We start from the raw sequence: 25,629 nt of genomic DNA, 5'->3' as shown, positions 1-25,629 counted from the left end.
GAGTCCCACCATGCCCTACGTCGCCCTCGTCACCGGTGCCTCCAGCGGCTTCGGCGCCCTGACCGCCCGCGCCCTCGCCGACGCCGGCCACACCGTCTACGCCGGCATACGCCAGACCACCGGCCGCAACGCCCCCGCCGTCGCCGACGCCCGGTCCTACGCCGACGAGCACGGCGTCGACCTGCGCACCGTCGAACTCGACGTCTCCAGCCAGGAGTCCGTGGACGCCGCGGTCGCCGAGGTGGGCCGGATCGATGTCGTCGTGCACAACGCCGGGCACATGGTGCTCGGCCCGACGGAGTCCTTCACCCCCGAGCAGATCGCCGAGATCTACGACACCAACGTGCTCTCCACCCAGCGCGTCAACCGGGCCGTCCTGCCGCAGATGCGGGCCCGCCGCGACGGCCTGCTGCTGTGGGTGGGCTCGTCCAGCACCTACGGCGGCACCCCGCCCTACCTCGGCCCGTACTTCGCCGCCAAGTCGGCCATGGACCACCTCGCCAAGAGCTACGCCGTCGAACTGAGCCGCTTCGGCATCGACACGGCCCTGGTGATCCCCGGCTCCTTCACCTCCGGCACCAACCACTTCGCCCACGCCATGCACCCCGCCGACACGGCCACCGCCGAGGCGTACGACGCCTTCTACGCCGGTCTGATGGACGACGTCGGCAAGGCCCTCGCCGCCCTGGCACCGGCCGACGCCGACGTCCGGGAGGTCGCCGACGCCATCGTGCGCATCGTCGACACCCCGAAGGGCGAGCGGCCCTTCCGCACCACCATCGACCCGGCCGACGACGGCTCGGAGCGGGTCAGCGACGTCGCCGACGCCGTCCGCGCCGGCTTCTACGAGCGCATCGGCATGCCGGACCTCCTGACCCCGCGCTCCTGACGCTCACCGCTCAAGGAGCATCCGCTGCAACTCCCGCGCGGCCCGCGGCGGCGCCACATCGCTGCGGTGGGCCAGCGCGATCGTCCGGTTCAGACCGGGCCGGGCCAGCGGGGTGACCCGCAGTCCCCGGCCCGACCGTGCCGCCACCATGCGCGGTACGACAGCCAGCCCGAGCCCCGCCCGCACGAACCCCAGCACCGCGTCCATCTCCCCGCCCTCCACCGCGAAGTCCGGCTCGAAGCCCTCGGCACGGCACGCGGCGACGGTCAGTTCCCGCAGGTCGTAGCCGTGCCGGAACATCACAAGACGCTCGCCCTCCAGATCGGCGACGCGCACGCTGCGCCGGCCGCCGCCGGGGTGGGGAGCCTCGGGGGAGGAGACGACCACGAGGTCCTCGCGCAGCAGCTCCACCGTGGTCAGGGCCGGGGACGGGGTCGGCAGGGGCAGCACGACCAGGGCCAGGTCGAGGGCGCCGCGGGCGAGCTGCCGTACGAGATCGTGCGAGCCGCCCTCCTCGATCAGCAGCTGGATGCCGGGATAGCGGTCGTGGAAGGCGCGCAGCACGTCCGGGAGCAGGCCCGTGCACAGGCTCGGCGTGGCCCCGAGGCGGACCCGGCCGCGGCGCAGCTGGACCAGCTCCTGCACCTCGTGCCGTGCGGTGTCCGCGTCGGCCAGGATGCGCCGGGCCAGCGGCAGCAGGGCCTCTCCGGCATCCGTGAGCGAGATGTTGCCGCGCGCCCGCAGGAACAGGTCCGCGCCCAACTCCCGCTCCAGCGCCTTGATCTGCTGCGACAGCGAGGGCTGCGCGACATGCACCAGGTCGGCGGCCCGGGTGAAGTGCCGGGTCTCGGCGACCGCCACGAAGTACTGGAGCTGCTGGAACTGCATACAGGCATCATAGGCACCAGCTATGGAAACGAGCCGGACCATGTCTTGGACCGATGGGGCCGTCCGGCCCTAGCGTCGTGTTCCATGGCTCTGGCAACGCGGACGGATCGACGGCCGTCCATGGCACGCACGGTGTGGGACTCCACCGTCGGCAAGAAGACCGTGATGGCGGTCAGCGGACTGATCATGCTGGCGTACCTGGTCGTCCACATGATCGGCAACCTGAAGATCTTCTTCGGGGCGGGCGAGTTCAACCACTACGCGCACTGGCTGCGCACCGTCGGCGAACCGTTCATGCACTACGAGTGGACGCTCTGGCTCGTCCGGATCGTGCTGGTCGTCGCCGTCGTCGCGCACGCCACCTCGGCGTACCAGCTCAGCCGCCGCGACATCAGGGCGCGCCCGAGCAAGTACGTGCACAAGAAGCCGCGCGCCTCCTACGCCACGCGCACCATGCGCTGGGGCGGCATCATCCTCGGCCTGTTCATCGTCTGGCACCTCCTCGACCTGACGACCGGCACCGTGCACTCCGGCGGCTTTCAGGAGGGCCGCCCGTACCAGAACGTCGTGGACACCTTCTCCACCTGGTACGGCAACGTCATCTACATCGTGGCCATGCTCGCAGTCGGCCTGCACATCCGGCACGGCTTCTGGAGCGCCGCCCAGACCCTCGGCGCGGGCAGCCGCACCCGCGACCGCGCCCTGAAGACCGTCGCCAACGTCCTCGCGCTGCTGCTCACGGCCGGGTTCATCGCCGTACCCGTGGGCGTCATGACCGGAGTGGTGAGCTGACCATGAACGCGTACACCGACTACACGAACGGCGAGCCCGTCGCCGACACCAAAGCCCCCTCGGGACCCGTGAACGAGCGCTGGGACACCCGCCGTTTCGAGGCCAAGCTCGTCAACCCCGCCAACCGGCGCAAGCACACGGTGATCGTGGTCGGCACGGGCCTGGCCGGCGGCTCCGCCGGGGCCACCCTCGCCGAACAGGGCTACCACGTCGTCCAGTTCTGCTACCAGGACTCACCGCGCCGCGCCCACTCCATCGCCGCACAGGGCGGCATCAACGCGGCGAAGAACTACCGCAACGACGGCGATTCGGTCCATCGGCTGTTCTACGACACCGTCAAGGGCGGCGACTTCCGGGCGCGGGAGTCCAACGTCCACCGGCTCGCGCAGATCTCCGTCGAGATCATCGACCAGTGCGTGGCGCAGGGCGTGCCCTTCGCGCGGGAGTACGGCGGTCTGCTGGACACCCGGTCCTTCGGCGGCGTCCAGGTCTCCCGCACCTTCTACGCCCGTGGCCAGACGGGCCAGCAGCTGCTGCTGGGCGCCTACCAGGCCCTCAGCAGGCAGATCGCCGCGGGCAATGTCGAGATGCACCCCCGTACCGAGATGCTCGACCTGATCGTCATCGACGGGAAGGCGCGCGGCATCGTGGCGCGTGACCTCATCACCGGCCGTATCGACACCTACTTCGCGGACGCCGTCGTCCTCGCCAGCGGCGGCTACGGCAACGTCTTCTACCTGTCGACGAACGCCATGAACTCCAACGCCACCGCCGTCTGGCGGGCCCACCGGCGCGGCGCATACTTCGCCAACCCGTGCTTCACCCAGATCCACCCGACCTGCATCCCGCGCACCGGCGACCACCAGTCCAAGCTGACGCTGATGAGCGAGTCGCTGCGCAACGACGGCCGGATCTGGGTGCCGAAGGCCAAGGGCGACGACCGTCCCGCGAACAGGATCCCCGAGGACGAGCGCGACTACTACCTGGAGCGCATCTACCCGTCCTTCGGCAACCTGGTGCCCCGCGACATCGCCTCCCGCGCCGCGAAGAACGTCTGCGACGAGGGGCGGGGCGTCGGCCCCGGCGGGCAGGGCGTCTACCTCGACTTCGCCGATGCCATCAAGCGGATGGGCCGCAAGGCGGTCGAGGCCAAGTACGGCAACCTCTTCGACATGTACCAGCGGATCACCGACGAGGATCCGTACCAGGTGCCGATGCGGATCTACCCGGCCGTGCACTACACGATGGGCGGCCTGTGGGTCGACTACGACCTCCAGACCACCGTCCCCGGCCTGTTCGCCATCGGTGAGGCCAACTTCTCCGACCACGGCGCGAACCGGCTCGGCGCCTCCGCCCTGATGCAGGGCCTGGCCGACGGCTATTTCGTGCTGCCGGCCACCATCAACGACTACCTCGCCCGCAACCCGCACCACGAGCAGGTCACCGACGACCACCCGGTCGTCCAGGAGACGCTGGCCGAGACCCAGGACCGGCTGAACCTGCTCCTGGCCGTGGACGGCGACCGGACACCCGACTCCTTCCACCGTGAACTCGGCGAACTGATGTGGGAGTTCTGCGGCATGGCCCGCACGGAGACCGGGCTGCGCAAGGCCCTGGAGCGGATCCCGCAGATCCGCGAGGAGTTCTGGCGCCGGATCAAGGTCCCCGGCACCGGCGAGGAGTTCAACCAGTCGCTGGAGAAGGCCAACCGCGTCGTCGACTACCTGGAGCTCGCCGAGCTGATGTGCCTCGACGCGCTGCACCGCGACGAGTCCTGCGGCGGCCACTTCCGCGAGGAGTCGCAGACGCCGGACGGCGAGGCGGCCCGCAAGGACGACGCGTTCGCCTACGCGGCGGCCTGGGAGTTCACCGACACGGGCGCCGCTCCCGTGCTGCACAAGGAAGACCTGGTCTTCGAGTACGTCCACCCCACCCAGCGGAGCTACGCATGAAGCTCACCCTGCGCGTCTGGCGCCAGAAGAACGCCGACGCCGACGGCGCCATGTCCACGTACGAGGTGGACGGCATCTCCTCCGACATGTCCTTCCTGGAGATGCTCGACACCCTCAACGAGGAGCTCATCCTCAAGGGCGAGGACCCGGTCGCCTTCGACCACGACTGCCGCGAGGGTATTTGCGGCGCGTGCTCGCTCGTCATCAACGGCGACGCCCACGGGCCCGAGCGGACGACGACCTGCCAGTTGCACATGCGGTCCTTCCAGGACGGCGACACGATCGACATCGAGCCGTGGCGGGCGTCGGCCTTCCCGGTGATCAAGGATCTCGTCGTCGATCGTTCGGCGTTCGACCGGATCATCCAGGCCGGCGGATACATCACGGCACCGACCGGTGCGGCTCCCGAGGCGCACGCCACGCCGGTGCCGAAGCCGGACGCCGACCTCGCCTTCGAGCACGCCGAGTGCATCGGGTGCGGGGCGTGTGTCGCGGCCTGTCCCAACGGTGCGGCGATGCTGTTCACTTCCGCCAAGATCAACCATCTGAACGTGCTGCCGCAGGGGGCGCCCGAGCGGGAGTCGCGGGTGCTGGACATGGTGGCGCAGATGGACGACGAGGGGTTCGGGGGATGCACGCTCACGGGCGAGTGCGCCACCGCCTGCCCGAAGGGCATCCCGCTGATGTCGATCACGAGCATGAACAAGGAGTGGCTGCGGGCCACGCGGAAGGTGAAGCGGTAACACAACAGACGTTCGCCGGCGTGTGCGGACGGGCGGGGTCGGGAGGTGCTCCCCGGCCCCGTCTCGCCGTTTCCGCACCCGCCAAGTGAACGGCACCGGACCCTCCGGCTGACCGGACGGGCACCGGAATGTGGACGACCGGTACCGGCCCGCGCCGTTCAACATCCGCACATCCGCGCTCCTGGCACAGGTCATGCGTACGCCAACCGGCATAGGAAGAACAGGGGCGGCACACAGCACCGCTCGCAACTGCCCGCCGCTCGCCGTCCCCGGCCCGTGACCAGGAGTAAGCCATGACCGGCGTACTGACCGTCGACCGTCCCCCGCAGCCCTCGGCACCCACCCGTTACACCGTGGGACTCGCCCGCAACGAGGAGGACGTGCGCGCCGCCCAGCGACTGCGGCACGACGTCTTCGCCGGCGAGATGGGGGCCCTGCTGACCACCCCGCAGCCGGGTCACGACATCGACGCCTTCGACGCGTACTGCGACCACCTGCTCGTCCGCGAGGAGGTGTCCGGACAGGTCGTCGGCACCTACCGGCTGCTCCCGCCGGAGCGGGCCGCTGTCGCGGGCCGACTCTACTCCGAGGGCGAGTTCGACCTCACCCGGATCGACTCGCTTCGTCCGAATCTGGTCGAGGTGGGCCGCAGTTGCGTCCACCCCGACCACCGCGACGGCGCCGTGATCAGCCTGATCTGGGCCGGCATCGCCCGCTACATGGTCGACCGCGGCCACGAGTGGCTGGCCGGCTGCTGCTCCATCCCGCTGGCCGACGGCGGCACCCTCGCCGCCGCGACCTGGGACCGGGTGCAGGCCAAGCACCTGGCCCCGGAGGAGTACCGGGTACGGCCGCTGCGGCCCTGGGAGCCCACCGTCCCGGTCCCCGCCACCCGCATCGAACTGCCCGCCCTGCTGCGCGGCTACATCCGGCTGGGCGCCTGGGTGTGCGGCGAGGCCGCGCACGACCCGGAGTTCGGGGTCGCCGACCTGTATGTGCTGCTGTCGATGCGCCGGGTCAACTCGCGCTATCTGCGGCACTTCCTCTCGCTCGTCCCGGCGTGAGCGACGTGGCGGCCATGAGCACCTCCTCCCTCGGTGCCGTGGGTGTCCCCACGGCGATCGCCCCCGTGGCCGGCACCCCGGCCGCGGGCAGCACGAGGCACGCGGCCGACGCGGGAACCCTGTGGCGGCCCAGCGCTCCCTGCACCCCGCGGACCTGCATCGACGCGACGGGACCGGCCAGAGCCATGCCGCTGGCCGCGCTGCGCGTCGTGGCGGTCCTGTTCCTGCTGATCGTCGGGTGCGCCGGGATGCCGTTCGGTGGGAGGATCCCCGCCGGAGCGGTCCGCCGGTGGTGCCGGTGGGTCGTACGGGCCGCGGGGGTCCGGGTACGGATCGCCGGGCCCGAAGCGCCCCGGGGCGGGCTGCTGCTGGTCGCCAACCACGTCTCCTGGCTCGACATCCCGCTGCTCGCCGCCGTGCGCCCGGCCCGGATGCTCGCCAAGTCGGAGATCCGTGACTGGCCGGTCGCCGGGTGGCTGACCGCGCGCAGTGGCGCCCTGTTCATCGACCGGGACCGGATCCGCGCCCTGCCGGAGACGGTGGCCCGGATCGCGGATGCGCTGCGGGCCGGCCAGGCGGTGACCGTCTTCCCCGAGGGCAGCACCTGGTGCGGCCGGGCCCAGGGCAGCTTCCGTCGCGCCGCCTTCCAGGCCGCCCTGGACGCGGGCGTCCCCGTGCAGCCGGTGCGCCTGCACTACGGCCTCGCGGGCGGCGCGTCCGGCACGGCCGCCGCCTTCGTCGGCGACGACTCGCTGCTGGCGTCGGTGTGGCGGGTGGTCAGAGCACGCGAACTGGTCGCGGAGGCGGAGGTGAGGGAGCCGATCGTGCCGGGCGGCCGATTCGACCGCCGCTCCCTGGCCGAGGCGGCCGAGGCGTCCGCGCTGCCGGAGGCGCGTCAGGTCCGGGTTCCCCGGCAGCAGCGCGCGGTGCCGACCGTCGGGACGGATCAGCCGGTGTCGCCTGCCCCGTCCCGCGAGCCCCTCACGGCATGACCCGGGCGAGATAGGGAGCCGTCGCGCTCCCCGTCTCCTGTGCCACCCGAGCGGGCGGACCCGCCGCCACGATGCGTCCGCCCGCGTCACCGCCGCCCGGCCCCAGGTCGATCACCCAGTCCGCGCCCGCGACGACGGACATGTCGTGCTCGACCACCACGACCGTGTGCCCGGCGTCGACCAGCCCGTGCAACTGCCGCATCAACACCTCGACATCGGCCGGGTGCAGCCCGGTCGTCGGCTCGTCGAGGAGGTAGAGCGTGTGGCCGCGCCGGCCGCGCTGCAACTCGCTCGCCAGCTTGATCCGCTGCGCCTCGCCGCCGGACAGCTCGGTGGCCGGCTGCCCCAGTCGGAGGTAGCCGAGGCCCACGTCGAGGAGGGTCGCCAGACTCCGGGCCACCGGCGCGGTGTCCGCGAAGAACTCCGCCGCGCTCTCCACCGTCAGGTCCAGCACCTGCGCGATGTTCCATCCCCGGTACGACACTTGCAGCGTCTCGGCGTTGTAGCGAGCCCCGCCGCAGTCCGGGCACGGCGCGTACGTACTCGGCAGGAACAGCAGCTCGACGCTGACGAACCCCTCACCCTGACAGGTCTCGCAGCGCCCTCCCGCGACATTGAACGAGAAGCGCCCGACGCCGTAACCACGCGCCCGCGCCTCACCGGTGTCCGCGAACACCTTGCGCACGACGTCGAAGAGGCCGGTGTAGGTGGCGAGATTGGAGCGCGGGGTGCGGCCGATCGGCTTCTGGTCGACCGAGACCAGGCGCCCCACACCCACCAGATCCTCGGTGATCTCGCCGATGAGGGTCGACTTCCCCGAGCCGGAGACGCCCGTGACGGCTGTGAACACACCGAGCGGGAACTCGGCGGTCACCCCGCGCAGGTTGTGCCGGGTCACCGGGCCGACCTTCAACTGGCCGTGCGGGGCGCGTACTTGGCGTACGGCGGTGAGGGAGTCGTCGAACAGGAAGCGTGCCGTCGCCGACTCCGCGACCGACGCCAGATCGGCCACCGGACCGCTGTGCAGCACCCGCCCGCCGTGCTCACCGGCCCGCGGCCCCACATCGACCAGCCAGTCCGCGCCCCGCATGACGTCGAGGTGGTGCTCGACCACGAACACCGTGTTCCCGGCCGCCTTCAGCCGCGCCAGCACCCGCAGCAGGGCTTCCGTGTCGGCCGGGTGCAGTCCCGCGGACGGCTCGTCGAGGACGTACACCACACCGAAGAGCCCGGACCTGAGCTGCGTCGCGAGCCGCAGGCGCTGGAGTTCGCCGGCCGAGAGGGTGGGCGTGGCCCGGTCCAGACTGAGGTAGCCGAGGCCGAGTTCGACGACGGGCCCGATACGGGACGTGAGGTCCTCGGTGAGAACACGGGCCGTCTCCGAATCGCCGCCCTCCAGGGCGCCCGCCAGTTCGACCAGCGGCAGCGCCGCGAGCTCGGCGATCGTGCGCCCCGCGAAGGTCACCGCCAGCGCTTCCGGCCGCAGCCTGCTGCCGCCGCACGCCGGACAGGGCGCGGCGGCCAGGAACCGCTCCGCCTTCGCCCGCAGGGTCGCGCTCTTGGAGTCGGAGAACGTCTTCATCACATACCGCCGGGCACTCATGTACGTGCCCTGGTACGGCCGTTGGATACGGTCGGCGTCGCGCACCGGATGGACGGTGACGACCGGCTGCTCGTCGGTGAACAGGATCCACTCCCGCTCGTCGGCCGGCAGGTCGCGCCAGGGCCGTTCGACGTCGTACCCGAGCGCGTCGAGGATGTCGCGCAGGTTCTTGCCCTGCCACGCGCCCGGCCAGGCCGCGATCGCGCCCTCCCGGATCGACAGCGCGGGATCGGGGACCAGCAACTCCTCGGTCGTCCGGTGCACCTGTCCCAGCCCGTGGCACTCCGGGCACGCCCCGGCTGCCGTGTTCGGCGAGAACGCGTCCGAGTCCAGCCGCTCCGCGCCCGGCGGATACCGACCCGCCCGCGAGTACAGCATGCGCAGGGAGTTGGAGAGATTGGTGACCGTGCCGACGGAGGAGCGCGACATCGGCGCCGAGCGGCGCTGCTGGAGGGAGACCGCGGGCGGCAGGCCGGTGATCTCGCCCACCTTCGGCGCGCCGACCTGGTGGATCAGCCGGCGGGCGTAAGGCGCGACCGACTCGAAGTAGCGGCGCTGCGCCTCGGCGTAGATCGTGCCGAAGGCGAGCGACGACTTCCCCGACCCGGACACCCCCGTGAACACGGCCAGCACATCCCGCGGAATGTCGACGTCCACGCCCTTGAGGTTGTGTTCGCGGGCGCCACGGACACGGACGTTCGGGTCGTGCGGGGAATGCATGGGGCAGACGCTCCGGAGGGTGGGCCGTCAGGGGTCGGGCAAACCCCGCGATTGTATGCGAACCAGGCACGGTACCGGCATGAGCCATCTGTTGTTCACGACGACGTCGGCTCACCCACACCGGTCGCCCATAGCGTCTCGCCAGTCTCTCTTCCTACCGAGGAGTATCGTGAGCGCTTCCGCTCTGAGCACTCTCACCGCCGCGCTGCTGATGGTCACGGGCGGCTCCGCCCCGCAGCCGGTCTCCGTCTCCGCGCGCGTGGAGACCCCCGCCGTGTACGACGACGAAGCGGGCGGCAACGCCGACGCCGACGACCCGGCCGTCTGGGTGGACCCCCGCAACCCGGGCCGCAGCTTCGTGATCGCCACGCTCAAGGAGGCCGGTCTCGACGTCTACGACCTGGACGGCCGGCGCCTTCAGCACATAGCCGCGCCCGCGGCGCCGGGCGAGGACGCCGCGCCGGGCCGCTTCAACAACGTCGATGTCGTCCACGGCTTCGAACTGGGCGGCAGGAAGACCGACTTGGCCCTGGTCAGCGACCGCGGCCGGGACCGGGTGCGGGCCTACGCCATCGACCCGGCCGCGGTGGCCGCGGGCCGGCCTCCGCTGCGGGACGTCACGGCGGCGAACGCCGCACCGGTCTTCTCCACGAGCGAGACCGAGGTGGACGACCAGCGCACCGCCTACGGCCTGGCCGCCTTCAGCGACGACGACAACGCCTACGCCGTCGTCTCGCGCCGCTCGGAGACCCGCGTACGGCTGCTGCGACTTCAGGACCGCGGCGGGCGCGTCGGCTACCGCACCGAGGACACCCTCGATCTGCCCGGCTCCTTCACCCTGCCGAACGGCAAGAGCTGGACGCCGTGCGCCGACCCGGGCGATCACGCACAGGTCGAGGGCATGGTCGTCGACCAGGAGAAGCACGTCCTGTACGCCGCCCAGGAGGACGTGGGGCTGTGGCGGGTCGAGCTCGACGACGAGGAGTTCGAGCGGCCCGAGCTGATCGACCGGGTCCGGGAGTACGGGACGCCGTGGACCTATGACGCCGAGGAGGAGTGCGTCATCGACACCGCCCACGACCCCGGCTTCGGCGGTGACCACCTAAGCGCCGACGCCGAGGGCGCCGCGATCTACCACGCCGCCGACGGCAAGGGCTACCTGCTCGCCTCCAGCCAGGGCGACAACACCTTCGCCGTGTACGAACGCCAGGGCCGTAACGCCTACCTCGGCTCCTTCGCCGTCACCGACAGCGCCGCCACCGACGGCGTCCAGCACTCCGACGGCGCGACCGTCGTCAACGTCCCGCTCGGCCGGTCCTTCCCCAAGGGTCTGCTGGTCACCCACGACGGCGAGGCCACGCCCGCGGACGGCGACCGGGAGGGCACCAACTTCAAGTTCACGCCCTGGGAGTCGGTGGCCGGCGCGTTCCCGAAGCCGCTGACGATCGACACCAAGTCCTTCGACCCGCGCGACACGCACTGACGCACCGTCCCGGTGGCCCGCCCGGATCACGCCTCTGCGATCCGGGCGAGCCGCCGGTAGGAGTCGAGCAGCGCCGCACGGTCGTACGTGCTCGTCGTGACCAGCACCTCCTGCGCCCCGGTCTCCTTCAGCACCGTCTCCAGCTCGTGCGCGACCTGCTCCTCCGTACCGGCGATGTGACCGGTCAGACCGCCCTCGTAGAAGCCGCGCTCCTTGCCCGTCATGGTGAGCGTCTCGACACGCTCGGCGGGCGGCAGCGGCGGGAAGGTGCCGTGGGTGCGCGAGTGGGCCATCGACCAGGCCTCCGGCACCAGCAGCCGCCGGGCCTCCTCGGGAGTGCCGGCCACCGCGATCGTGCCGGAGATCACGACGTACGGCTCGCTCGCCCAGGGCGAGGGCCGGAAGCGGTCGCGGTAGTGGTCGATCCCGCGCCGCATCTTCTCCGGGTTCCGCAGGTCACCGATCACCATCGGCAGCCCCGCGCGGGCCGCGATGTCCGCGCCCTCGCCCATGGCCAGCACGAACGGCGGCACGGTCAGACCCTCGGCGGGCCGGGCGTGCACCCCGGTCGGCGACGTGCCGCGGAACCAGCCGAGCAGCTCCTGGATCTGCGCCGCGAAGTCCTCCGCGTCCCCCTTGTCGCGGCCCAGCGCCCTGCGCACGCCGTCGGTGAAGCCGACGGACCGCCCGAGCCCCATGTCCATGCGTCCTGGGAAGAGGGACTCCAGCACCCCGAACTGCTCGGCCACGATCAGCGGTCGGTGGTTGGGCAGCATCACCCCGCCGGTGCCGACCCGGATGGTGTGCGTCGCACCGGCCACGGCGGCGGCGAGCACCGTCGGCGCCGAACCGGCCACACCGGGCACGCCGTGGTGCTCCGAGACCCAGAAGCGGTGATAGCCGAGTGCCTCGACCTCCCGCGCCAGCCCCACGGTGTCACGCAGCGCCTCCGCGTGCGTATGGCCCTCGCGGGTGCGGGAGCGGTCGAGGACGGAGAAGCGGGTCGCGGCGATCACGGAGCTCATACAGGGTTCAACACCTGGGAGCCCACAGGATTCCTCGGCGGTCCTCAGAGACGCCCCTGGTCTGCCACGAGGGGCGCCGTGTGCCCGTGGCGGCGGTCGTCGGGCATTGCCGGTCAGCCCTCGGGGCGCAGCAGTCCGCGCTCGTACGCCTTGACCAGGTGCTTCGGCACGAGGTGGCGCACGCCGTCGACCGTCACGGGCACGAGCGACGGCGTGACCGCCTTCCACTGGGCGCGGCGGTGGCGGGTGTTGCTGCGGGACATCTTCCGCTTGGGAACGGCCATGGGGGCATCCTCGGTGAACTCGGGGAAGGAACACCGAGGAAGCTACATGAAAATGGATCCCATTAACAATGGAGGTGTGCTCCGGCCCGCCGACACCCTGCGCTCACTCCTTGGCACCCACCAGCATCCGGACCTCGAACTCCTCGTAGGCGGCGGCGTCCTGCGGCTGCCGCCGGTCGCTCAGCACCGTGCCGAGCCAGCCGAGGAGGAAGCCCGCCGGGATGGAGACGACGCCCGGGTTCTGGAGCGGGAACCAGGCGAAGTCGGAGTCCGGATAGAAGGAGCCCGGTGTCGAGGAGACCACCGGCGAGAACAGCACCAGCAGCACCGAGCAGACCAGGCCGCCCCAGAGGCTGAGCAGCGCTCCCTCGCCCGTGAAGCGGCGCCAGAACAGGGTGTAGACGATCGTCGGCAGGATCGCGGACGCCGCGATGGCGAAGGCCAGGAACGCCAGCGTCGCGGTGTTGGCGCCCCAGGAGACCAGGGCGAGCAGCATCGCGAGGACGCCGATGACGACCGCGGAGAGCCGGGCCACCAGCAGCTCCTCGGTCTCGCTCGCGCGGCCCCGGCGGATCACCTCGCCGTACAGGTCGTGGGCGAGCGACGAGGCGGCGGCCAGGGTGAGGCCGGCGGCGACGGCGAGCAGGGTGACGAAGGCGAGGCAGGACAGCAGGGCCGTGAGGATCCCGCCGCCGAGGGCGTTGGCGAGGAGCAGGACGGCCGCGTCGCCCTTGTGGTCGGTCTCGGCGATGGTCTCCCGGCCGACGACGGCGGTGGCGCCGAGGCCGAGGACGCCGGCCGCGAGGCAGACCAGCCCCACCAGGCCCACCGCCCAGACGAGGGAGGAGCGCAGGACGTCGACCTTGCGCGGGGCGAGCAGCCGCATCAGGACGTGGGGGAGGGCGGCGAGGCCGAGGACGATCGCCAGCTCCAGGCTGAAGAAGTCGAGCTTGCTGGTGGTGCTGGCGCCGTAGCGCAGCCCCGGTTCCAGGAACCGGTCACCGGTCCCGCTGTGGTCGGCGGCCGCGGACAGCAGGGCGCCCGGATTCCAGTCGTAGCGGTGCAGCACCATGACGGCGGTGAGCGTCACGCCGGCCAGCAGCATGACGGCTTTGATGATCTGGATGACGGTGGCGCCGGGCATGCCGCCGATGGCGGCGTACACGATCACCACGGTGCCGATGACGATCACGCACAGGGTCCGGGTGGCGGGGCCGGGCTCGCCGGTGAACTGGGTCAGCAGGGCGATGCTGCCGACGAGTTGGGCGACCAGGTAGAGGGTCGTGATGGTCAGCGTGCACACGGCCAGAGCGAGCCGGGCGGGCCGTTGCAGCCGGGTCAGGCGCAGCGCCAGGGTGTCGCCGAGCGTGAACTTGCCCGCGCGGCGCAGGGGTTCGGCGATCAGCAGCAGCACCGTCATCCAGGCGACCACGGTGCCGCCGAGGTACAGCAGACCGTCGTAGCCGGTGAGGGCGACCAGTCCGGTGCTGCCGAGCAGTGTCGCGGCCGACACGTAGTCGCCGCACATCGCCAGGCCGTTGCGGAGCGGGGACATGGTGCGGTTGCCGAGGTAGAACTCGCTGATCTCGTCGCGCTGCGGGGCCGTGAGCAGTGCCATGAACAGCGTGACCACGACCACCGACAGGAACAGTACGAACGTCAGTTGCAGGCTGAACCGGTCGACGATGCCTTCGGACAGGGTCGTCACCACGTGCGGTACCCCCTGGGGCCGGGACGGACGGTCTTCTCTGCTTCGCCGTGCCGGGCGGGTGCGCGGAGCCGGCCCGTCTCGTGCTGATGCAGGCGCGAGCCCAGGCCGCGGGCGATCGGGTCGACCCGGGTGCGCATATGGCGCAGGTACCACCAGGCCGTCAGGCCCATCACGGCGAACTGCCCCAGGCCGATGGCCAGGCCGAGGGTGAGGTCACCGGTCAGGCGCTGGTTCATCAGGCCGGGAACGGCGTGCGACAGCAGCACATACAGCAGGAACCCGCCGACCGACAGGAGCGTCGCGCGGGCACCGAACCTGCGCTGGGTGCGGCGCAGGGACTGAAATTCGGGGTCTTCGGATATGCGTTTGACCGGCGCCGGTTCGCTATTCGGCGAACCGTATGTGAGGGAATTGTCGTGCCATGGTGAAAACTCGGGCACAGGCGCACCTTCTTCGCTGCGTCATGCCGAACGCGCTGATGAGCGCGGTCTGTTGGGGGACGCTTGACGGTGGGGGGGAGCGGCGGACGGAACGGCTTGAGCCGGAATCCGGAGTATGTCAGCGGCCTCTTTGAACAATCAACCGGAGTGATGAATTCGGCCCGGGCGTCAGCGTGCGGGAGTTTCTTCCCGGCGGCAATACAAAAAGAGATGGGGTTCGGGACCGGCGTCGGGATGGGACGGGGTGAAGGTGGTGTCGTGGCGGGTCAGGACCGTCAGGCCCGCTGTGTCCAGGACGTCGGTGAGGTCGTCCTCGGAGAAGCTCGTCGCCAGGGCCCGGTGGCCCAGGAACCGGACCTCGACGTCCTCCACGTCCGCGGGCACCGTGGCCAGCACCAGGTGACCGCCGGGCCTCAGGGCCCGGGCCAGCCGTCGCAGCAGGGCCGACTGCTCGGCGCGGGACATCTGGAGCAGGGAGAAGAACACGCACACGCCGTCGAACGAGTCCGCGTCGAGCGGGAGGTCCCGGATGTCGTCGCAGCGGAACTCGGCCTCGGGGACCTGGCCGGCGGCGAGTTCGACCATGACGGGGGAGACATCGACGCCCAGCACCGAGTGCCCCGCCTCGATCAGGGCGGCCGCGGTGGGCCGTCCGGTGCCGCTGCCCACGTCCAGCGTCCGAGCGGCCGGCGGCAGCCGCTCGAGCAGCCACTCCAGCGCGGCCACATGCGCGGGGGCATGGGCGAACGCCTTCTCGTAGTCCGGGCCCAGCGCGTCGAACAGCACGGCGGCGGGCGGCCGTTGGTCCTCGTGCCTCACGTCGGTGTCCCTTCGCTCGCCGACCCGCATCGTCGCATCCGCGGGACGCGTGCCACAACGGGCGCCCGGTGCGCGTCCCGGCGGGCCCGGCAGGGGAGAATGAGGGCCGTACCCAACGGTCGACCCTTGCGGAGGAGCCGGGACATGCAGGACGAGCGAGCGGGGCAGGTCGCCGGGCCCGAGGACCTCATCGATGTGGCCCGTCTGGTCACGGCGTACTACGCGCTGCACCCCGACCCGGCCGAGCCCGGGCAACGCGTGGCGTTCGGCACCTCGGGACACCGCGGATCCGCCCTCGCCACGGCGTTCAACGAGGACCACATCGCCGCCACCAGCCAGGCGATCTGCGAATACCGCACCGCCCGGGGCACCGACGGCCCCCTCTTCCTGGGCGCCGACACCCACGCCCTGTCCGAGCCGGCCCGGATCACGGCACTGGAGGTCTTCGCCGCCAACGACGTGACCGTCCTCATCGACCAGGCCGACGGCTACACGCCCACCCCGGCGGTCTCCCACGCCATCCTCACCGCCAACCGCGGCCGCACCTCCGGCCTCGCCGACGGCGTGGTGGTGACCCCCTCGCACAACCCGCCCGCCGACGGCGGCTTCAAGTACAACCCGCCCAGCGGCGGCCCCGCCGGCTCCGACGCGACGTCCTGGATCCAGGACCGCGCCAACGAGATCATCAGCGGCGGCATGAAGGACGTACGGCGCATCCCCTACACCCGCGCCCTGGCGGCACCCGGCACCCGCCGCCACGACTTCCTCGGCGCCTACGTCGCCGACCTGCCCGAGGTACTCGACCTGGACGCCATCCGGGCCGCCGACGTACGCATCGGCGCCGACCCGCTCGGCGGCGCCTCCGTCGCCTACTGGGGCCGTATCGCCGAACAGCACGGGCTCGACCTGACGGTGGTGAACCCGCTCACCGACCCCACCTGGCGCTTCATGACGCTGGACTGGGACGGCAAGATCCGCATGGACTGCTCCTCGCCGTACGCCATGGCCTCGCTCATCGAGCAGCGGGACCGGTTCGACATCGCCACCGGCAACGACGCCGACGCCGACCGGCACGGCATCGTCACCCCGGACGCGGGCCTGATGAACCCCAACCACTATCTGGCCGTGGCGATCTCGTACCTCTTCTCCCACCGGGAGCAGTGGCCCGCGGGGGCCGGGATCGGCAAGACCCTGGTGTCGTCCAGCATGATCGACCGGGTCGCGGCGGACGTCGGCCGCACGCTCGTAGAAGTCCCCGTCGGCTTCAAGTGGTTCGTGGACGGCCTGGCCGACGGCACCCTCGGCTTCGGCGGCGAGGAGTCGGCGGGCGCGTCCTTCCTGCGCCGCGACGGCTCGGTGTGGACCACCGACAAGGACGGCATCATCCTGGCCCTGCTCGCCTCCGAGATCACGGCGGTCACCGGCAAGACCCCGTCGCAGCACTACGCCGCGCTCACCGACCGCTTCGGCGCCCCCGCCTACGCCCGCGTCGACGCCCCCGCCTCCCGCGAGGAAAAGGCGCTGCTCGCCAAGCTGTCCCCGCGCCAGGTCACCGCCGACACCCTCGCCGGCGAGGCGGTCACCACGGTCCTCACCGAGGCCCCCGGCAACGGCGCCGCCCTCGGCGGCATCAAGGTCGCCACCGCCAACGCCTGGTTCGCGGCCCGCCCTTCGGGCACGGAGGACGTCTACAAGATCTACGCGGAGTCCTTCCACGGACAGGACCACCTGAGCCGGGTCCAGGAGGAGGCCAGGTCGGTGGTGCTGGCGGCGCTGGGCGCCTGACGTGGACGGGCCGCGCGGGTGACGTGGCCCGTCGATCTAAGGTGACTGCTGTGACCGACAGCAACAAGCCCCCGCTCGCGGTGTTCGACCTGGACAACACGCTCGCCGACACCGCCCACCGGCAGCGCTTCCTGGAGCGCAAGCCGCGCGACTGGGACGCCTTCTTCGCGGCCGCCCCGCAGGACCCGCCCATCGAGCAGGGGGTCGCGATGGCGCGGGAGAGCGCCGAGGAGTGCGAGGTCGTCTACCTGACCGGGCGCCCCGAGCGCTGCCGTCGTGACACGTTCGACTGGCTCGCGGCGCACGGGCTGCCGGAAGGGCGGGTGTACATGCGGCGCAACGACGACCGCAGGCCCGCCCGGCGCACCAAGCTGACGATCCTGCGCAATCTCGCCCGCACCCGTGAGATCCGGGTGCTGGTGGACGACGACGAGCTCGTGTGCGAGGACGCGGAACGGGCCGGTTTCACCGTCGTACGGGCGCGCTGGACCGCCCCCTCCGCAGCGCTGAGGACGGCGCAGGAGCGGGAGGGGCGGACCTGAGGACCTGGGGCCGGGTGTGCTACCCGGCTTCGTCCAGACGGAAGCCGACCTTCATGGTCACCTGCCAGTGCGCGATCTGCCCCTCTTCGAGCTGGCCGCGCACCTCGGTCACCTCGAACCAGTCCAGGTTGCGCAGGGTCTGCGAGGCGCGCTCGATACCGTTGCGGATGGCCTGGTCCACGCCCTCGGGCGAGGTGCCGACGATATCGGTGACCCGGTAGGTGTGGTTCGACATGTGGGTGCTCCTCTCACACGCGTCACTCCACGGTGCCCCAAGGCGGGGCAACGCGCGAGCCGTCCGTCACCGCGCCACGCTCAGTGACAGCGCGAACCTGCCCTGACCGTCCGTCCACCAGTGCGCCAGCTCGAGCCCGGCCGCCGACAGTTCCGCGCGGACACCGTCCCTGCGGAACTTCGCCGACACCTCGGTGCGCATCTCCTCACCGGCGGCGAAGTGCACGGCGAGGTCCAGCGCGGGCACCTTCACCGTCTGCTCCGTGCGGGAGCGCAGCCGCATCTCGATCCACTCGTTGTCCCGGTCCCAGACCGCCACATGCTCGAAGGCGCCGGGATCGAAGTCCGCGCCCAACTCGCGGTCGATCACCGTCAGGACGTTCTTGTTGAACGCGGCCGTCACACCGGCGGCGTCGTCGTACGCCTCGACCAGGACCTTCTCGTCCTTGACCAGATCCGTGCCGAGCAGCAGCGCGTCACCGGGGGAGAGCAGGGCGCGGACGGAGGCGAGGAACGCGGCGCGCTCGGTCGGCAGCAGATTGCCGATCGTGCCGCCGAGGAACGCCACCAGCCGGGGCCCCGGTGTGTCCGGCAGGACCAGCCCGGCGGTGAAGTCGGCGATCAGGGCGTGTACGTCCAGCCCCGGCCGCTCCTCGATCAGCGCGTGTCCCGCCTGGCTGAGCGCGCTCTCGCTGACGTCGACGGGCACGTACGTGTGCAGCCCGGTCAGCGCGTCGAGGAGGAACCGCGTCTTCTCGGAGGAGCCGGAGCCCAGTTCGACCAGGGTGCGGGCGCCGGTGGCCGCGGCGATCTCGCCGGCCCGGCCGACGAGGATCTCGCGCTCGGCCCGTGTCGGGTAGTACTCGGGCAACTCGGTGATCTTCTCGAAGAGTTCGCTGCCCTGCGCGTCGTAGAACCACTTCGGCGGCAGCGTCTTGGGCGTGCTCGTCAGGCCCTTGTGGACATCGGCGCGCAGTGCGGCGTCGGTGGCGTCCTCGGGCAGGGTGCGGGTGAGAAGGAACGGACTCACGTGCGGGGCTCCTTCGGTGGTGCGGGTACCAGGGTGTCGCTGGGGTCCTTGAGCGGGGTGAGCAGCACATCGGTGCCGCTCGCCGCGAGGAGGGTGCGGTCGGGGACCTCCTGCCAGTGCGGATCGTCGTCGTAGGGCTCGGAGGCCACGACGGTGCCGCCGTCGGGCCGGGTCAGATACCAGAGCGTGTCGCCCCAGGCCGTCGCGGCGATGCTCTCGCCGTCGGTCATCAGCAGGTTGAGCCGCGATCCGGGGGCCGCCTCGGCGACCTCCACGACCGTGTCGGCCAGCGCCTGCCCCATCTCGTCGCCGCCGCGCAGCCGCGCGAGCACCAGCGTCCACACGAACGCGGAGTCGTTGCGGGCCTCCATCGACAGCAGGTCCTCGGGCGGGACGCCGGACACGAGCGGCGCCATCGAGCCCGGCCAGCCCTTCACTGCCCCGTTGTGGCTGAACAGCCAGGCACCCGCGGCGAACGGCGCCGCCGCGGCCTCCCCGTCGGCGCCCGCCACCGTCGCGTCCCGTACGGCGGCGAGCAGCGCGGAGCTGCGTACGACCCGGGCGAGATCGGCGAAGGACAGGTCCGCCCAGATGGGTCCTGCCCGGCGGTAGCGGGCCGGCACCGGATCGCCGTCGGCGTACCAGCCGACCCCGAAACCATCGGCGTTGACGGTCCCGTACCGCTGCCGTCGAGGCGCCCACGACTGGCGGTACAGGCTGTGCGGGGGCTCCACCAGGAGCCGGCCGAGCGGCTCCTCGGGGCCGAGGTACGCGAGATGACGGCACATCAGACGTCCCCCGCGAAGCGGGCCGTACGGAATCCGGAGAAGATCTGGCGCCGGATCGGATAGTCCCAGTTGCGGAAGGTGCCCCGGCAGGCGACCGGGTCCACCGCGAACGCGCCACCGCGCAGCACCTTGTACTCGGGCCCGAAGAACACCTCCGAGTACTCCTTGTACGGGAACGCCTGGAACCCCGGGTACGGCAGGAAGTCGCTCGCCGTCCACTCCCACACGTCACCGATCAACTGCCGTATGCCGAGCGGTGATTCGCCCTTCGGGAAGCTTCCGGCGGGGGCGGGCCGCAAATGGCGCTGGCCGAGGTTGGCGTGCTCCGGCGCGGGGTCGGCGTCGCCCCACGGGTAGCGCGTGGAGCGGCCGGTCGCCGGGTCGTGCCGGGCCGCCTTCTCCCACTCGGCCTCGGTGGGCAGCCGGCGCCCGGCCCAGCGGGCGTAGGCGTCGGCCTCGTACCAGCACACGTGCAGCACGGGCTCGTCGGGCGGGACGACCTCGGTGACGCCGAAGCGGCGGCGGAGCCACTGCTTGCCGTCCCGGTGCCAGTACAGCGGCGCATGGATCGAGTGCTGCCGGATGTGCGCCCAGCCCTCCGGCGTCCACCAGCGCTCCGTGTCGTAGCCGCCGTCCGCGATGAACGCCTGGAACGCGGCGTTCGTCACGGGCGTGGTGTCCATGTAGAACGCCGGGACCTCCCGCCGGTGCGCCGGGCGTTCGTTGTCCAGCGCCCATGGCTCGGTGGACGTGCCCATGGTGAACGGGCCGCCGGGGACGAGGACTTCGGGCGGTCCGGTGAACAGGGGCACCGGGTCCGGGTCCGGGGCGGTCAGGGCCTGCGGGCCCTTGCGGAGCTGATGCGTGATCAGCATCGTCTCGTCGTGCTGCTGCTCGTGCTGCGCGATCATTCCGAAGGCGAAGCCCGCCTCGGTCAGCCGGGTTCCGTGGAACGCGGTGCTCTCCAGGATGTCCAGCACCCGGCCGCGCACCTCGGAGGCGTAGTGCCGGGCCTCGGCCGGCGGCAGCAGCGGCAGCGAGGGGCGTTCGGAGCGCGGGTGCTCGAAGGCGTCGTACAGGCCGTCGATCTCGGGGCGCATCGCCTCCCGCCCCGCGACCGCCCGCAGGAGCCACATCTCCTCCTGGTTGCCGATGTGGGCGAGGTCCCACACCAGCGGGGACATCAGCGGTGAGTGCTGCGCGGTGAGGTCGGGCTCCTCCACGCAGGAGGTGAGCAGGGTCGTGCGGGCACGGGCGGTGGTCAGGGTGGTCAGCGCCCGCTCGCGGAGCGTTTCGGCGTCGAAGTGGAGCGCGTCGGCGTCGATGGCGGGGTCGGTCATGTGCGGATGTCCTTCCCGTGCAGGGTGCGGTCCGTGCCGTAGAGCTCGTCCAGCAGATCGTCGGCGGGGCAGCGGCCCCGGGCGACATAGCGGTCCAGGTACGCGGCCACCGCGTCCGTGACCTCGGTCGTGGCGCCCAGCCGGGGCAGCGCCTCAAGGGCCGCCGCGAAACAGGTGACCGCCACCTCCCGCAACTCGGGATCGGCGAGACCCGAACGGGCCGCGTCGAGCCACAGCGGATTGTGCGGCGCCGGCCGCGACAGGGCGCGTTCGGCCAGCGGCTTCACGGCCCGGTAGGCGGTCTCGGCGGCCTCCGGGTCGTCGAAGAGCGCGGTCGTCACGGCGAGCGGCACGATCCAGCCGTCCTCGCCGGGCTGCGCGTCGATCATGCGCAGCTCCAGATGGCCACGCGGTCTGACCGGCGGGAACAGCGTGGTGAGGTGGTAGTCGAGATCCTCCTGCGTCGGCGGCCTGGGCGCCCCCGATCTGGTCCACTCCCGAAACGACAGCCCGTCCGGCACGTCCCACGCGCCGCCGTCCTGCCGTACGCACATCACCGGTGCGTCCACGACGTGCCGCGCCCAGGCGGCCCGTGGATCGCCGTCCAGCGGGGGAGCGCCCGCCCGGCCCGTGCCGATCTCCATCCAGAACAGCTGCCGGGTGGAGAGCCAGCCGGTGGGTTCGCGCCCGGCCAGCGGGGAGTTGGCGAACGCGGCGACCAGGACCGCGCCCAGCTGGTGCGCCAGCCACCAGCGGCGCCCGTGCCCGAGCGGTCCCGGCTCCTCGTAGCCGGCGTCCAGGCACACCTGTACCGAGGCCGAGGTGCACATCATGGCGCGACCGGCGGGGCCGGCCCGGTCCAGATACGCCTCCATCGCGTCGTAACGCGGCTGGCGAAGGAACCGGCGGGGCGAGTGCCAAGGGTCGTTGCCGAGGCCGACGAGGCCGAGATCGTGCTCACGCAGGACCGCGCGGGTGGCGTCGAGGTCGGCGGAGACGGTACCGATGCACTCCATCAGCGAGGTGGCGGGTGGCGAGCTCAGCTCCAGCTGGCCGCCGGGCTCGACGGTGAGCGCCGACCTCAGGGGCACGGTCCGCAGTGCGGCGTAGGCCGCTTCGAGTCGTTCGGACGGGACGGGGAGCCGCGGGCTGCGCAGCTCATGGACGAGCCATTCCACTTCGACGCCGAGGGTGCGGGGCGGGCCGGTCTTGAAGCAGATGCCCCGGACCAGGGCCTCCACCTCGGCTTCGGTGACTGCGGTACGGGGCTGCTCCGTACAGTCACTTACCGAATCGGACATGTCGGGATCCTCCTGAGAGTCCAGAGTGCCGTCGGCCCGGATCTTGTGGGGCCGGGTCGACACACTCGTCCCACCCAAGACCTTTGCGTCGCTTCGCACAAGAGTGCGTACCGGCACGTTCCGGGTCGGTAATCTTTGCTCTCCGGGCGTTAGCAGGGGCTTTCCCGGTCGTTCTCGGTCGGCTGCGGGGCCCCGGAATTCTGTTGCACCGCATCACCAGCATCGCTCACGATGGCCGGGTGAGCACGACGGGGGAGATCGCGGGCGGCCGGCACGGCCGCAAGTTCATGGCGTCCACGGGGGTGGTGCCATGAGCGCCCGCCTCCGTGGGATCGCGCAGCAGACGGAAGAGATCGTGGCGGCGGGGGCCTATCGCGCGCCGGGCGGCCACGAGGTGGCCATCGGAGCGGCGATCGAGGCGGCACGGGCCGGTACGCGCCTGTACGGGCCGGAGCCGGTGACGGTGCCGCAGGCCCCTGCCGGGGAGACGTTCTTCGAGGTCACGGGCGAGAGCAGCCTGGAGGCGGCCCGCCGCCTCGGCGCCGGGACGGCCGTACTGAACTTCGCCTCGGCCCGCAATCCGGGCGGCGGCTTCCTGAACGGCGCCCAGGCCCAGGAGGAGGCCCTGTGCCGGGCCTCCGCGCTGTACACCTGCCTGCGCGAGGTGCGCGGGTTCTACGACCATCACCGCGCCCACCGCGACGCGTTCTACACGGACCGTGTCATCCACTCACCCGGCGTGCCCGTCTTCCGGGACGACCGGGGCGGCCTGCTGGACGAGCCGTACTCCGTCGGTTTCCTGACGGCCGCCGCTCCGAACGCCGGCGTCGTGCGTCGTACGGCACCCGAGCGCACGGCCGAGTTGCCGCGGGCTCTCGCCGTGCGCGCCGAGCGCGTGCTGGAGACGGCCGCCGCGCACGGATACCGGCGGCTGGTGCTCGGCGCGTGGGGCTGCGGCGTGTTCCAGAACGACCCCGCGCAGGTGGCGGGGGCGTTCCAGGAGCTGCTCGGGCCCGGCGGACGGTTCGCCGGCACCTTCGAGCGTGTGGTGTTCGGGATCCTGGACCGCAGGCCCGACAGCCCGGTGCGAGCGGCGTTCGACCGGGCGTTCCGGGCGCGTCAGGTCCAGCCGTAGCGCTCGTGCAGCCGGTGCCTGACCAGGTTGAACCGCCCCCGGTCCAAGGCGCACGCCTCCCGGCGCATGCCCTGCTCGTGCAGGCGCAGGATGCGGTCCACATCGACCCAGGAGTCGCGGCCCGACTTGTCCCACGGTCCGCTGCCGATGGCGACCCACTCACGGTCCCCGTCGTGCCGCTTGCTGGAGAGCTGTACGGCGAGGAATGTCCCGCCGCCCTCCCGCGCGACCACGAGCACCGGGCGGTCCTTGCCCCGTCCGTCGTTCTCTTCGAAGGGAACCCAGGTCCAGACGATCTCGCCGGGATCGGGGTCGCCGTCGTGCGCGGGGGAGTACTCGGTGCGCACCTTTCCGACCGCGCGCGGGTCGGCCTCGGTGGTGGCGGTGGGGCCGAAGCGGCCCGGAACGTTCTCGTCGGTGTACGTGCTCACGGAGGCACCCTAGGGGCTGCCCCCGTGAGCCGGGCGTGAAGGGTCGGTCTTCGTGCGAAAAGCCTCCGGGCCCGGAGCCGGGGCCTGGGGGCGGGGAGTTGGTGCGGCTCAGGCGACCGCGCTCGGCGCCGTCTCGTCCTGCTGCGGCGGCCACAGCTCGTGCCACCTCAGCTCCGCCTCCAGCTGTGCGGCCAGCGAGATCAGCAGCGGCTCGCTGTGCGCGGGCCCGAGCAGCTGGCCGCCGACGGGCAGCCCGCCCACGAAGCCGGCGGGGACGTTGACCCCGGGCCAGCCCAGCACGTTCCACGGCCAGGCGTAGGGACAGGCGGCGATCATCGCGCGGTCGGTGGCGAATCCACCGAGGCCGAGCATGGCGCCGATCCGGGGCGGGGGAGCGGCCGTCGTGGGCGCGAGGACGACGTCGTACGACTCGTAGAACCTGCCGATACGACGGTGCAGAACCGCCTCCGCGCGCCGGGCCGCCCGCAGCGGGGCCCCGCCCAGGAGCCGGCCCAGGCGGGCGGCGCTCCTGGTGCGCGGGTCGAGCAGCGCGGGGAACGGCACCTCGTCGGCCCACTCGGCGATACCGGCCGTCGCGCGTGGGATGAACGTCAGCCCGATCTGGCCGTAGGGCAGGTCGGCCTCCTCGACGTGATGCCCCAACGCGCCCAGTTTCTCGCCGAGTTCGACGATCCGTGCCCGCACCTGCGGGTCCAGCCGGGCGGGCAGGGCGGTGAACGGCGGTTTGAGGGCGAGCGCGATGCGCAGTCGGCCCGGGTCGCGGCCCACGGCCCGGGAGGCGTCGATCGACGGCGGCCGGTGCGGGTCGAGTTCGTGATTGCCGGCGGCGGCGTCCAGCAGCAGGGCCGCGTCGGCCACCGTGCGGGCGAGGGTGCCGTTGACCGTGATGCCCTTGAAGGACTCGCCGCGCGGCCAGGTCGAGACACGGCCGCGCTGCGGCTTGATGCCGATCAGGTTCGTCCACGATGCCGGGATCCGCACCGAGCCGGCGCCGTCCGAACCGAGCGCGGCGGGCACGAGTCCGGCGGCGACGGCGGCGGCCGAACCGCCGGACGAGCCGCCCGGAGTGTGGTCCCGGTGCCACGGATTACGGGTCGCGCCGAACGCGGGCCCCTCGGTGAACGGCCATTGCCCCAGCTCACAGGTGTTGGTCTTGCCGACGATCACGGCACCGGCCGCGCGCAGCCGCCGTACCGCCTCGGCGTCCTCCGCGACGGGCGGGAACTGGCCCGAACAGCCGAACGCGGTGGGTTCGCCCGCGACATCCGTGTCGTCCTTCACCGCGATCGGCACGCCGAGGAGCGGCCGGCGCTCTCCGGCGGCGAGTTCCCGGTCGGCGGCCTCCGCCTCGGCGAGCGCGGCCTCGGCCCGCACCACCCGGAAGGCGTTGAGGGAGCCCTGCGTCGCCTCGATCCGCGCGAGCGCCTCCTCGACCAGGGCCCGCGACGTCACCTCCCCGTCGGCCAGCGCACGGGCGGACTCGGCGAGGCCTGCGGCACGGTCGGGCGTCATACGGGGCACCTCCGGGACGACGTTGTCTACCGAACGGTAACCTCCGGTGGGGCGACGGCGGAACGTTTTCGCCCGGTGCGCTCCGAGGTTCACCACAGGTTTCTC

At 71.9% G+C, this 25,629-nt stretch carries 24 protein-coding genes; 10 read left to right on the top strand and 14 right to left on the bottom strand.

The annotated features are described in order from the left end of the window. The first annotated feature begins 10 nt into the window (after positions 1–10). Complete coding sequence (locus ACFPQ9_RS01730) at positions 11–889, top strand: SDR family oxidoreductase (RefSeq protein WP_380845319.1); 879 nt, start codon at positions 11–13, stop codon at positions 887–889. Positions 890–892: 3 nt separating this feature from the next. Here ACFPQ9_RS01730 and ACFPQ9_RS01725 read toward each other — a convergent pair whose 3' ends face one another. Beyond that, positions 893–1,777: a LysR family transcriptional regulator gene (locus ACFPQ9_RS01725; RefSeq protein WP_380845316.1), complete on the bottom strand. Its 885-nt coding sequence runs from the start codon at positions 1,775–1,777 to the stop codon at positions 893–895. A 120-nt stretch (positions 1,778–1,897) separates the two neighbouring features. Here ACFPQ9_RS01725 and ACFPQ9_RS01720 point away from each other — a divergent pair, with 120 nt between their 5' ends. From ACFPQ9_RS01720 to ACFPQ9_RS01700, 5 genes are all read left to right on the top strand, one after another. Further along, on the top strand, positions 1,898–2,569 hold the full coding sequence (locus ACFPQ9_RS01720; RefSeq protein WP_380845313.1) for a succinate dehydrogenase: 672 nt from the start codon (positions 1,898–1,900) through the stop codon (positions 2,567–2,569). 2 nt (positions 2,570–2,571) lie between these two features. After that, positions 2,572–4,521: a fumarate reductase/succinate dehydrogenase flavoprotein subunit gene (locus ACFPQ9_RS01715; protein WP_380845310.1), complete on the top strand. Its 1,950-nt coding sequence runs from the start codon at positions 2,572–2,574 to the stop codon at positions 4,519–4,521. Beyond that, positions 4,518–5,264, top strand: coding sequence for a succinate dehydrogenase/fumarate reductase iron-sulfur subunit (locus ACFPQ9_RS01710; RefSeq protein ID WP_380845307.1), 747 nt, complete (start codon positions 4,518–4,520; stop codon positions 5,262–5,264). The genes ACFPQ9_RS01715 and ACFPQ9_RS01710 overlap by 4 nt, the downstream gene beginning before the upstream one ends. A gap of 293 nt (positions 5,265–5,557) precedes the next feature. Continuing rightward, positions 5,558–6,328, top strand: coding sequence for a GNAT family N-acetyltransferase (locus ACFPQ9_RS01705; RefSeq protein WP_380845304.1), 771 nt, complete (start codon positions 5,558–5,560; stop codon positions 6,326–6,328). Between the two features lie 14 nt (positions 6,329–6,342). Continuing rightward, positions 6,343–7,320 carry a lysophospholipid acyltransferase family protein gene (locus ACFPQ9_RS01700; protein ID WP_380845301.1) on the top strand — a complete coding sequence of 326 codons (978 nt, stop codon included), beginning with the start codon at positions 6,343–6,345 and terminating at the stop codon, positions 7,318–7,320. On the opposite strand, the gene ACFPQ9_RS01695 is transcribed toward ACFPQ9_RS01700, so the two are convergent. Next, complete coding sequence (locus tag ACFPQ9_RS01695; RefSeq protein ID WP_380845298.1) at positions 7,310–9,643, bottom strand: ATP-binding cassette domain-containing protein; 2,334 nt, start codon at positions 9,641–9,643, stop codon at positions 7,310–7,312. The two genes, ACFPQ9_RS01700 and ACFPQ9_RS01695, sit on opposite strands and share 11 nt — an antisense overlap. 169 nt (positions 9,644–9,812) lie before the next feature. Here ACFPQ9_RS01695 and ACFPQ9_RS01690 point away from each other — a divergent pair, with 169 nt between their 5' ends. Then, entirely contained in the window at positions 9,813–11,126 is a 1,314-nt protein-coding gene (locus ACFPQ9_RS01690; protein ID WP_380845295.1) for a phytase, read from the top strand. A 26-nt stretch (positions 11,127–11,152) separates the two neighbouring features. On the opposite strand, the gene ACFPQ9_RS01685 is transcribed toward ACFPQ9_RS01690, so the two are convergent. The 5 genes from ACFPQ9_RS01685 to ACFPQ9_RS01665 all read right to left on the bottom strand — a co-directional run bounded on the left by ACFPQ9_RS01685 (position 11,153) and on the right by ACFPQ9_RS01665 (position 15,435). After that, positions 11,153–12,151 carry an LLM class flavin-dependent oxidoreductase gene (locus ACFPQ9_RS01685; protein ID WP_380845292.1) on the bottom strand — a complete coding sequence of 333 codons (999 nt, stop codon included), beginning with the start codon at positions 12,149–12,151 and terminating at the stop codon, positions 11,153–11,155. A gap of 113 nt (positions 12,152–12,264) precedes the next feature. Further along, on the bottom strand, positions 12,265–12,435 hold the full coding sequence (gene rpmF / locus ACFPQ9_RS01680) for a 50S ribosomal protein L32 (RefSeq protein ID WP_380845289.1): 171 nt from the start codon (positions 12,433–12,435) through the stop codon (positions 12,265–12,267). Positions 12,436–12,538: 103 nt separating this feature from the next. Continuing rightward, complete coding sequence (locus ACFPQ9_RS01675) at positions 12,539–14,143, bottom strand: sodium/solute symporter (RefSeq protein WP_380848325.1); 1,605 nt, start codon at positions 14,141–14,143, stop codon at positions 12,539–12,541. Then, complete coding sequence (locus ACFPQ9_RS01670) at positions 14,140–14,586, bottom strand: DUF485 domain-containing protein (protein WP_380845286.1); 447 nt, start codon at positions 14,584–14,586, stop codon at positions 14,140–14,142. The genes ACFPQ9_RS01675 and ACFPQ9_RS01670 overlap by 4 nt, the downstream gene beginning before the upstream one ends. Positions 14,587–14,754: 168 nt before the next feature. Then, a complete protein-coding gene (locus tag ACFPQ9_RS01665; RefSeq protein WP_380845283.1) occupies positions 14,755–15,435 on the bottom strand; it encodes a class I SAM-dependent methyltransferase in 681 nt (226 codons plus the stop codon). Positions 15,436–15,549: 114 nt separating this feature from the next. Here ACFPQ9_RS01665 and pgm point away from each other — a divergent pair, with 114 nt between their 5' ends. Together pgm and ACFPQ9_RS01655 are read left to right on the top strand one after the other, a co-directional pair. Continuing rightward, on the top strand, positions 15,550–17,190 hold the full coding sequence (pgm, locus tag ACFPQ9_RS01660) for a phosphoglucomutase (alpha-D-glucose-1,6-bisphosphate-dependent) (protein WP_380845280.1): 1,641 nt from the start codon (positions 15,550–15,552) through the stop codon (positions 17,188–17,190). A gap of 50 nt (positions 17,191–17,240) precedes the next feature. Further along, positions 17,241–17,732: a phosphatase domain-containing protein gene (locus tag ACFPQ9_RS01655; protein WP_380845277.1), complete on the top strand. Its 492-nt coding sequence runs from the start codon at positions 17,241–17,243 to the stop codon at positions 17,730–17,732. 19 nt (positions 17,733–17,751) lie between these two features. Here ACFPQ9_RS01655 and ACFPQ9_RS01650 read toward each other — a convergent pair whose 3' ends face one another. The 5 genes from ACFPQ9_RS01650 to egtA all read right to left on the bottom strand — a co-directional run bounded on the left by ACFPQ9_RS01650 (position 17,752) and on the right by egtA (position 22,425). Then, complete coding sequence (locus tag ACFPQ9_RS01650) at positions 17,752–17,967, bottom strand: dodecin (protein ID WP_380845274.1); 216 nt, start codon at positions 17,965–17,967, stop codon at positions 17,752–17,754. Between the two features lie 66 nt (positions 17,968–18,033). Then, positions 18,034–18,996: an L-histidine N(alpha)-methyltransferase gene (gene egtD / locus ACFPQ9_RS01645; RefSeq protein WP_380845271.1), complete on the bottom strand. Its 963-nt coding sequence runs from the start codon at positions 18,994–18,996 to the stop codon at positions 18,034–18,036. After that, the gene (gene egtC / locus ACFPQ9_RS01640) at positions 18,993–19,784 is read right to left on the bottom strand and encodes an ergothioneine biosynthesis protein EgtC (protein ID WP_380845268.1); all 792 of its coding nucleotides are present in this window, start codon (positions 19,782–19,784) and stop codon (positions 18,993–18,995) included. The genes egtD and egtC overlap by 4 nt, the downstream gene beginning before the upstream one ends. Continuing rightward, positions 19,784–21,124, bottom strand: a complete 1,341-nt coding sequence (gene egtB / locus ACFPQ9_RS01635) for an ergothioneine biosynthesis protein EgtB (protein ID WP_380845265.1) — start codon at positions 21,122–21,124, stop codon at positions 19,784–19,786. Before egtB ends, egtC begins: the two co-directional genes overlap by 1 nt. Next, complete coding sequence (gene egtA / locus ACFPQ9_RS01630; protein ID WP_380845262.1) at positions 21,121–22,425, bottom strand: ergothioneine biosynthesis glutamate--cysteine ligase EgtA; 1,305 nt, start codon at positions 22,423–22,425, stop codon at positions 21,121–21,123. The genes egtB and egtA overlap by 4 nt, the downstream gene beginning before the upstream one ends. 310 nt (positions 22,426–22,735) lie before the next feature. On the opposite strand from egtA, the gene ACFPQ9_RS01625 reads away from it, so the two are divergent. After that, positions 22,736–23,560, top strand: a complete 825-nt coding sequence (locus tag ACFPQ9_RS01625; protein WP_380845259.1) for a TIGR02452 family protein — start codon at positions 22,736–22,738, stop codon at positions 23,558–23,560. On the opposite strand, the gene ACFPQ9_RS01620 is transcribed toward ACFPQ9_RS01625, so the two are convergent. Both ACFPQ9_RS01620 and ACFPQ9_RS01615 read right to left on the bottom strand, forming a co-directional pair. Next, the gene (locus ACFPQ9_RS01620) at positions 23,545–23,991 is read right to left on the bottom strand and encodes a type II toxin-antitoxin system PemK/MazF family toxin (protein WP_380845256.1); all 447 of its coding nucleotides are present in this window, start codon (positions 23,989–23,991) and stop codon (positions 23,545–23,547) included. The two genes, ACFPQ9_RS01625 and ACFPQ9_RS01620, sit on opposite strands and share 16 nt — an antisense overlap. Positions 23,992–24,099: 108 nt before the next feature. Continuing rightward, complete coding sequence (locus tag ACFPQ9_RS01615) at positions 24,100–25,524, bottom strand: amidase (protein ID WP_380845253.1); 1,425 nt, start codon at positions 25,522–25,524, stop codon at positions 24,100–24,102. Positions 25,525–25,629 lie beyond the last annotated feature (105 nt).

Origin of the sequence: Streptomyces coerulescens (assembly GCF_042657965.1) — a bacterium.
GTDB lineage: Bacteria > Actinomycetota > Actinomycetes > Streptomycetales > Streptomycetaceae > Streptomyces > Streptomyces coerulescens.
The sequence above is the reverse complement of the archived record's forward strand: the minus strand, read 5'-3'. Positions and strand labels throughout refer to the sequence as shown.

Excerpts from the sequence above, each read along its gene's own strand:
- egtA (WP_380845262.1), bottom strand. The coding sequence starts at position 22,425 with ATGTCCGATTCGGTAAGTGACTGTACGGAGCAGCCCCGTACCGCAGTC.
- ACFPQ9_RS01625 (WP_380845259.1), top strand. The coding sequence starts at position 22,736 with ATGAGCGCCCGCCTCCGTGGGATCGCGCAGCAGACGGAAGAGATCGTG.
- rpmF (WP_380845289.1), bottom strand. The coding sequence starts at position 12,435 with ATGGCCGTTCCCAAGCGGAAGATGTCCCGCAGCAACACCCGCCACCGC.
- ACFPQ9_RS01720 (WP_380845313.1), top strand. The coding sequence starts at position 1,898 with ATGGCACGCACGGTGTGGGACTCCACCGTCGGCAAGAAGACCGTGATG.
- ACFPQ9_RS01695 (WP_380845298.1), bottom strand. The coding sequence starts at position 9,643 with ATGCATTCCCCGCACGACCCGAACGTCCGTGTCCGTGGCGCCCGCGAA.
- egtC (WP_380845268.1), bottom strand. The coding sequence starts at position 19,784 with ATGTGCCGTCATCTCGCGTACCTCGGCCCCGAGGAGCCGCTCGGCCGG.
- ACFPQ9_RS01725 (WP_380845316.1), bottom strand. The coding sequence starts at position 1,777 with ATGCAGTTCCAGCAGCTCCAGTACTTCGTGGCGGTCGCCGAGACCCGG.
- ACFPQ9_RS01705 (WP_380845304.1), top strand. The coding sequence starts at position 5,558 with ATGACCGGCGTACTGACCGTCGACCGTCCCCCGCAGCCCTCGGCACCC.
- egtB (WP_380845265.1), bottom strand. The coding sequence starts at position 21,124 with ATGACCGACCCCGCCATCGACGCCGACGCGCTCCACTTCGACGCCGAA.
- ACFPQ9_RS01650 (WP_380845274.1), bottom strand. The coding sequence starts at position 17,967 with ATGTCGAACCACACCTACCGGGTCACCGATATCGTCGGCACCTCGCCC.
- ACFPQ9_RS01685 (WP_380845292.1), bottom strand. The coding sequence starts at position 12,151 with ATGAGCTCCGTGATCGCCGCGACCCGCTTCTCCGTCCTCGACCGCTCC.
- ACFPQ9_RS01665 (WP_380845283.1), bottom strand. The coding sequence starts at position 15,435 with ATGCGGGTCGGCGAGCGAAGGGACACCGACGTGAGGCACGAGGACCAA.
- ACFPQ9_RS01730 (WP_380845319.1), top strand. The coding sequence starts at position 11 with ATGCCCTACGTCGCCCTCGTCACCGGTGCCTCCAGCGGCTTCGGCGCC.
- pgm (WP_380845280.1), top strand. The coding sequence starts at position 15,550 with ATGCAGGACGAGCGAGCGGGGCAGGTCGCCGGGCCCGAGGACCTCATC.
- ACFPQ9_RS01615 (WP_380845253.1), bottom strand. The coding sequence starts at position 25,524 with ATGACGCCCGACCGTGCCGCAGGCCTCGCCGAGTCCGCCCGTGCGCTG.
- ACFPQ9_RS01700 (WP_380845301.1), top strand. The coding sequence starts at position 6,343 with ATGAGCACCTCCTCCCTCGGTGCCGTGGGTGTCCCCACGGCGATCGCC.
- ACFPQ9_RS01710 (WP_380845307.1), top strand. The coding sequence starts at position 4,518 with ATGAAGCTCACCCTGCGCGTCTGGCGCCAGAAGAACGCCGACGCCGAC.
- ACFPQ9_RS01715 (WP_380845310.1), top strand. The coding sequence starts at position 2,572 with ATGAACGCGTACACCGACTACACGAACGGCGAGCCCGTCGCCGACACC.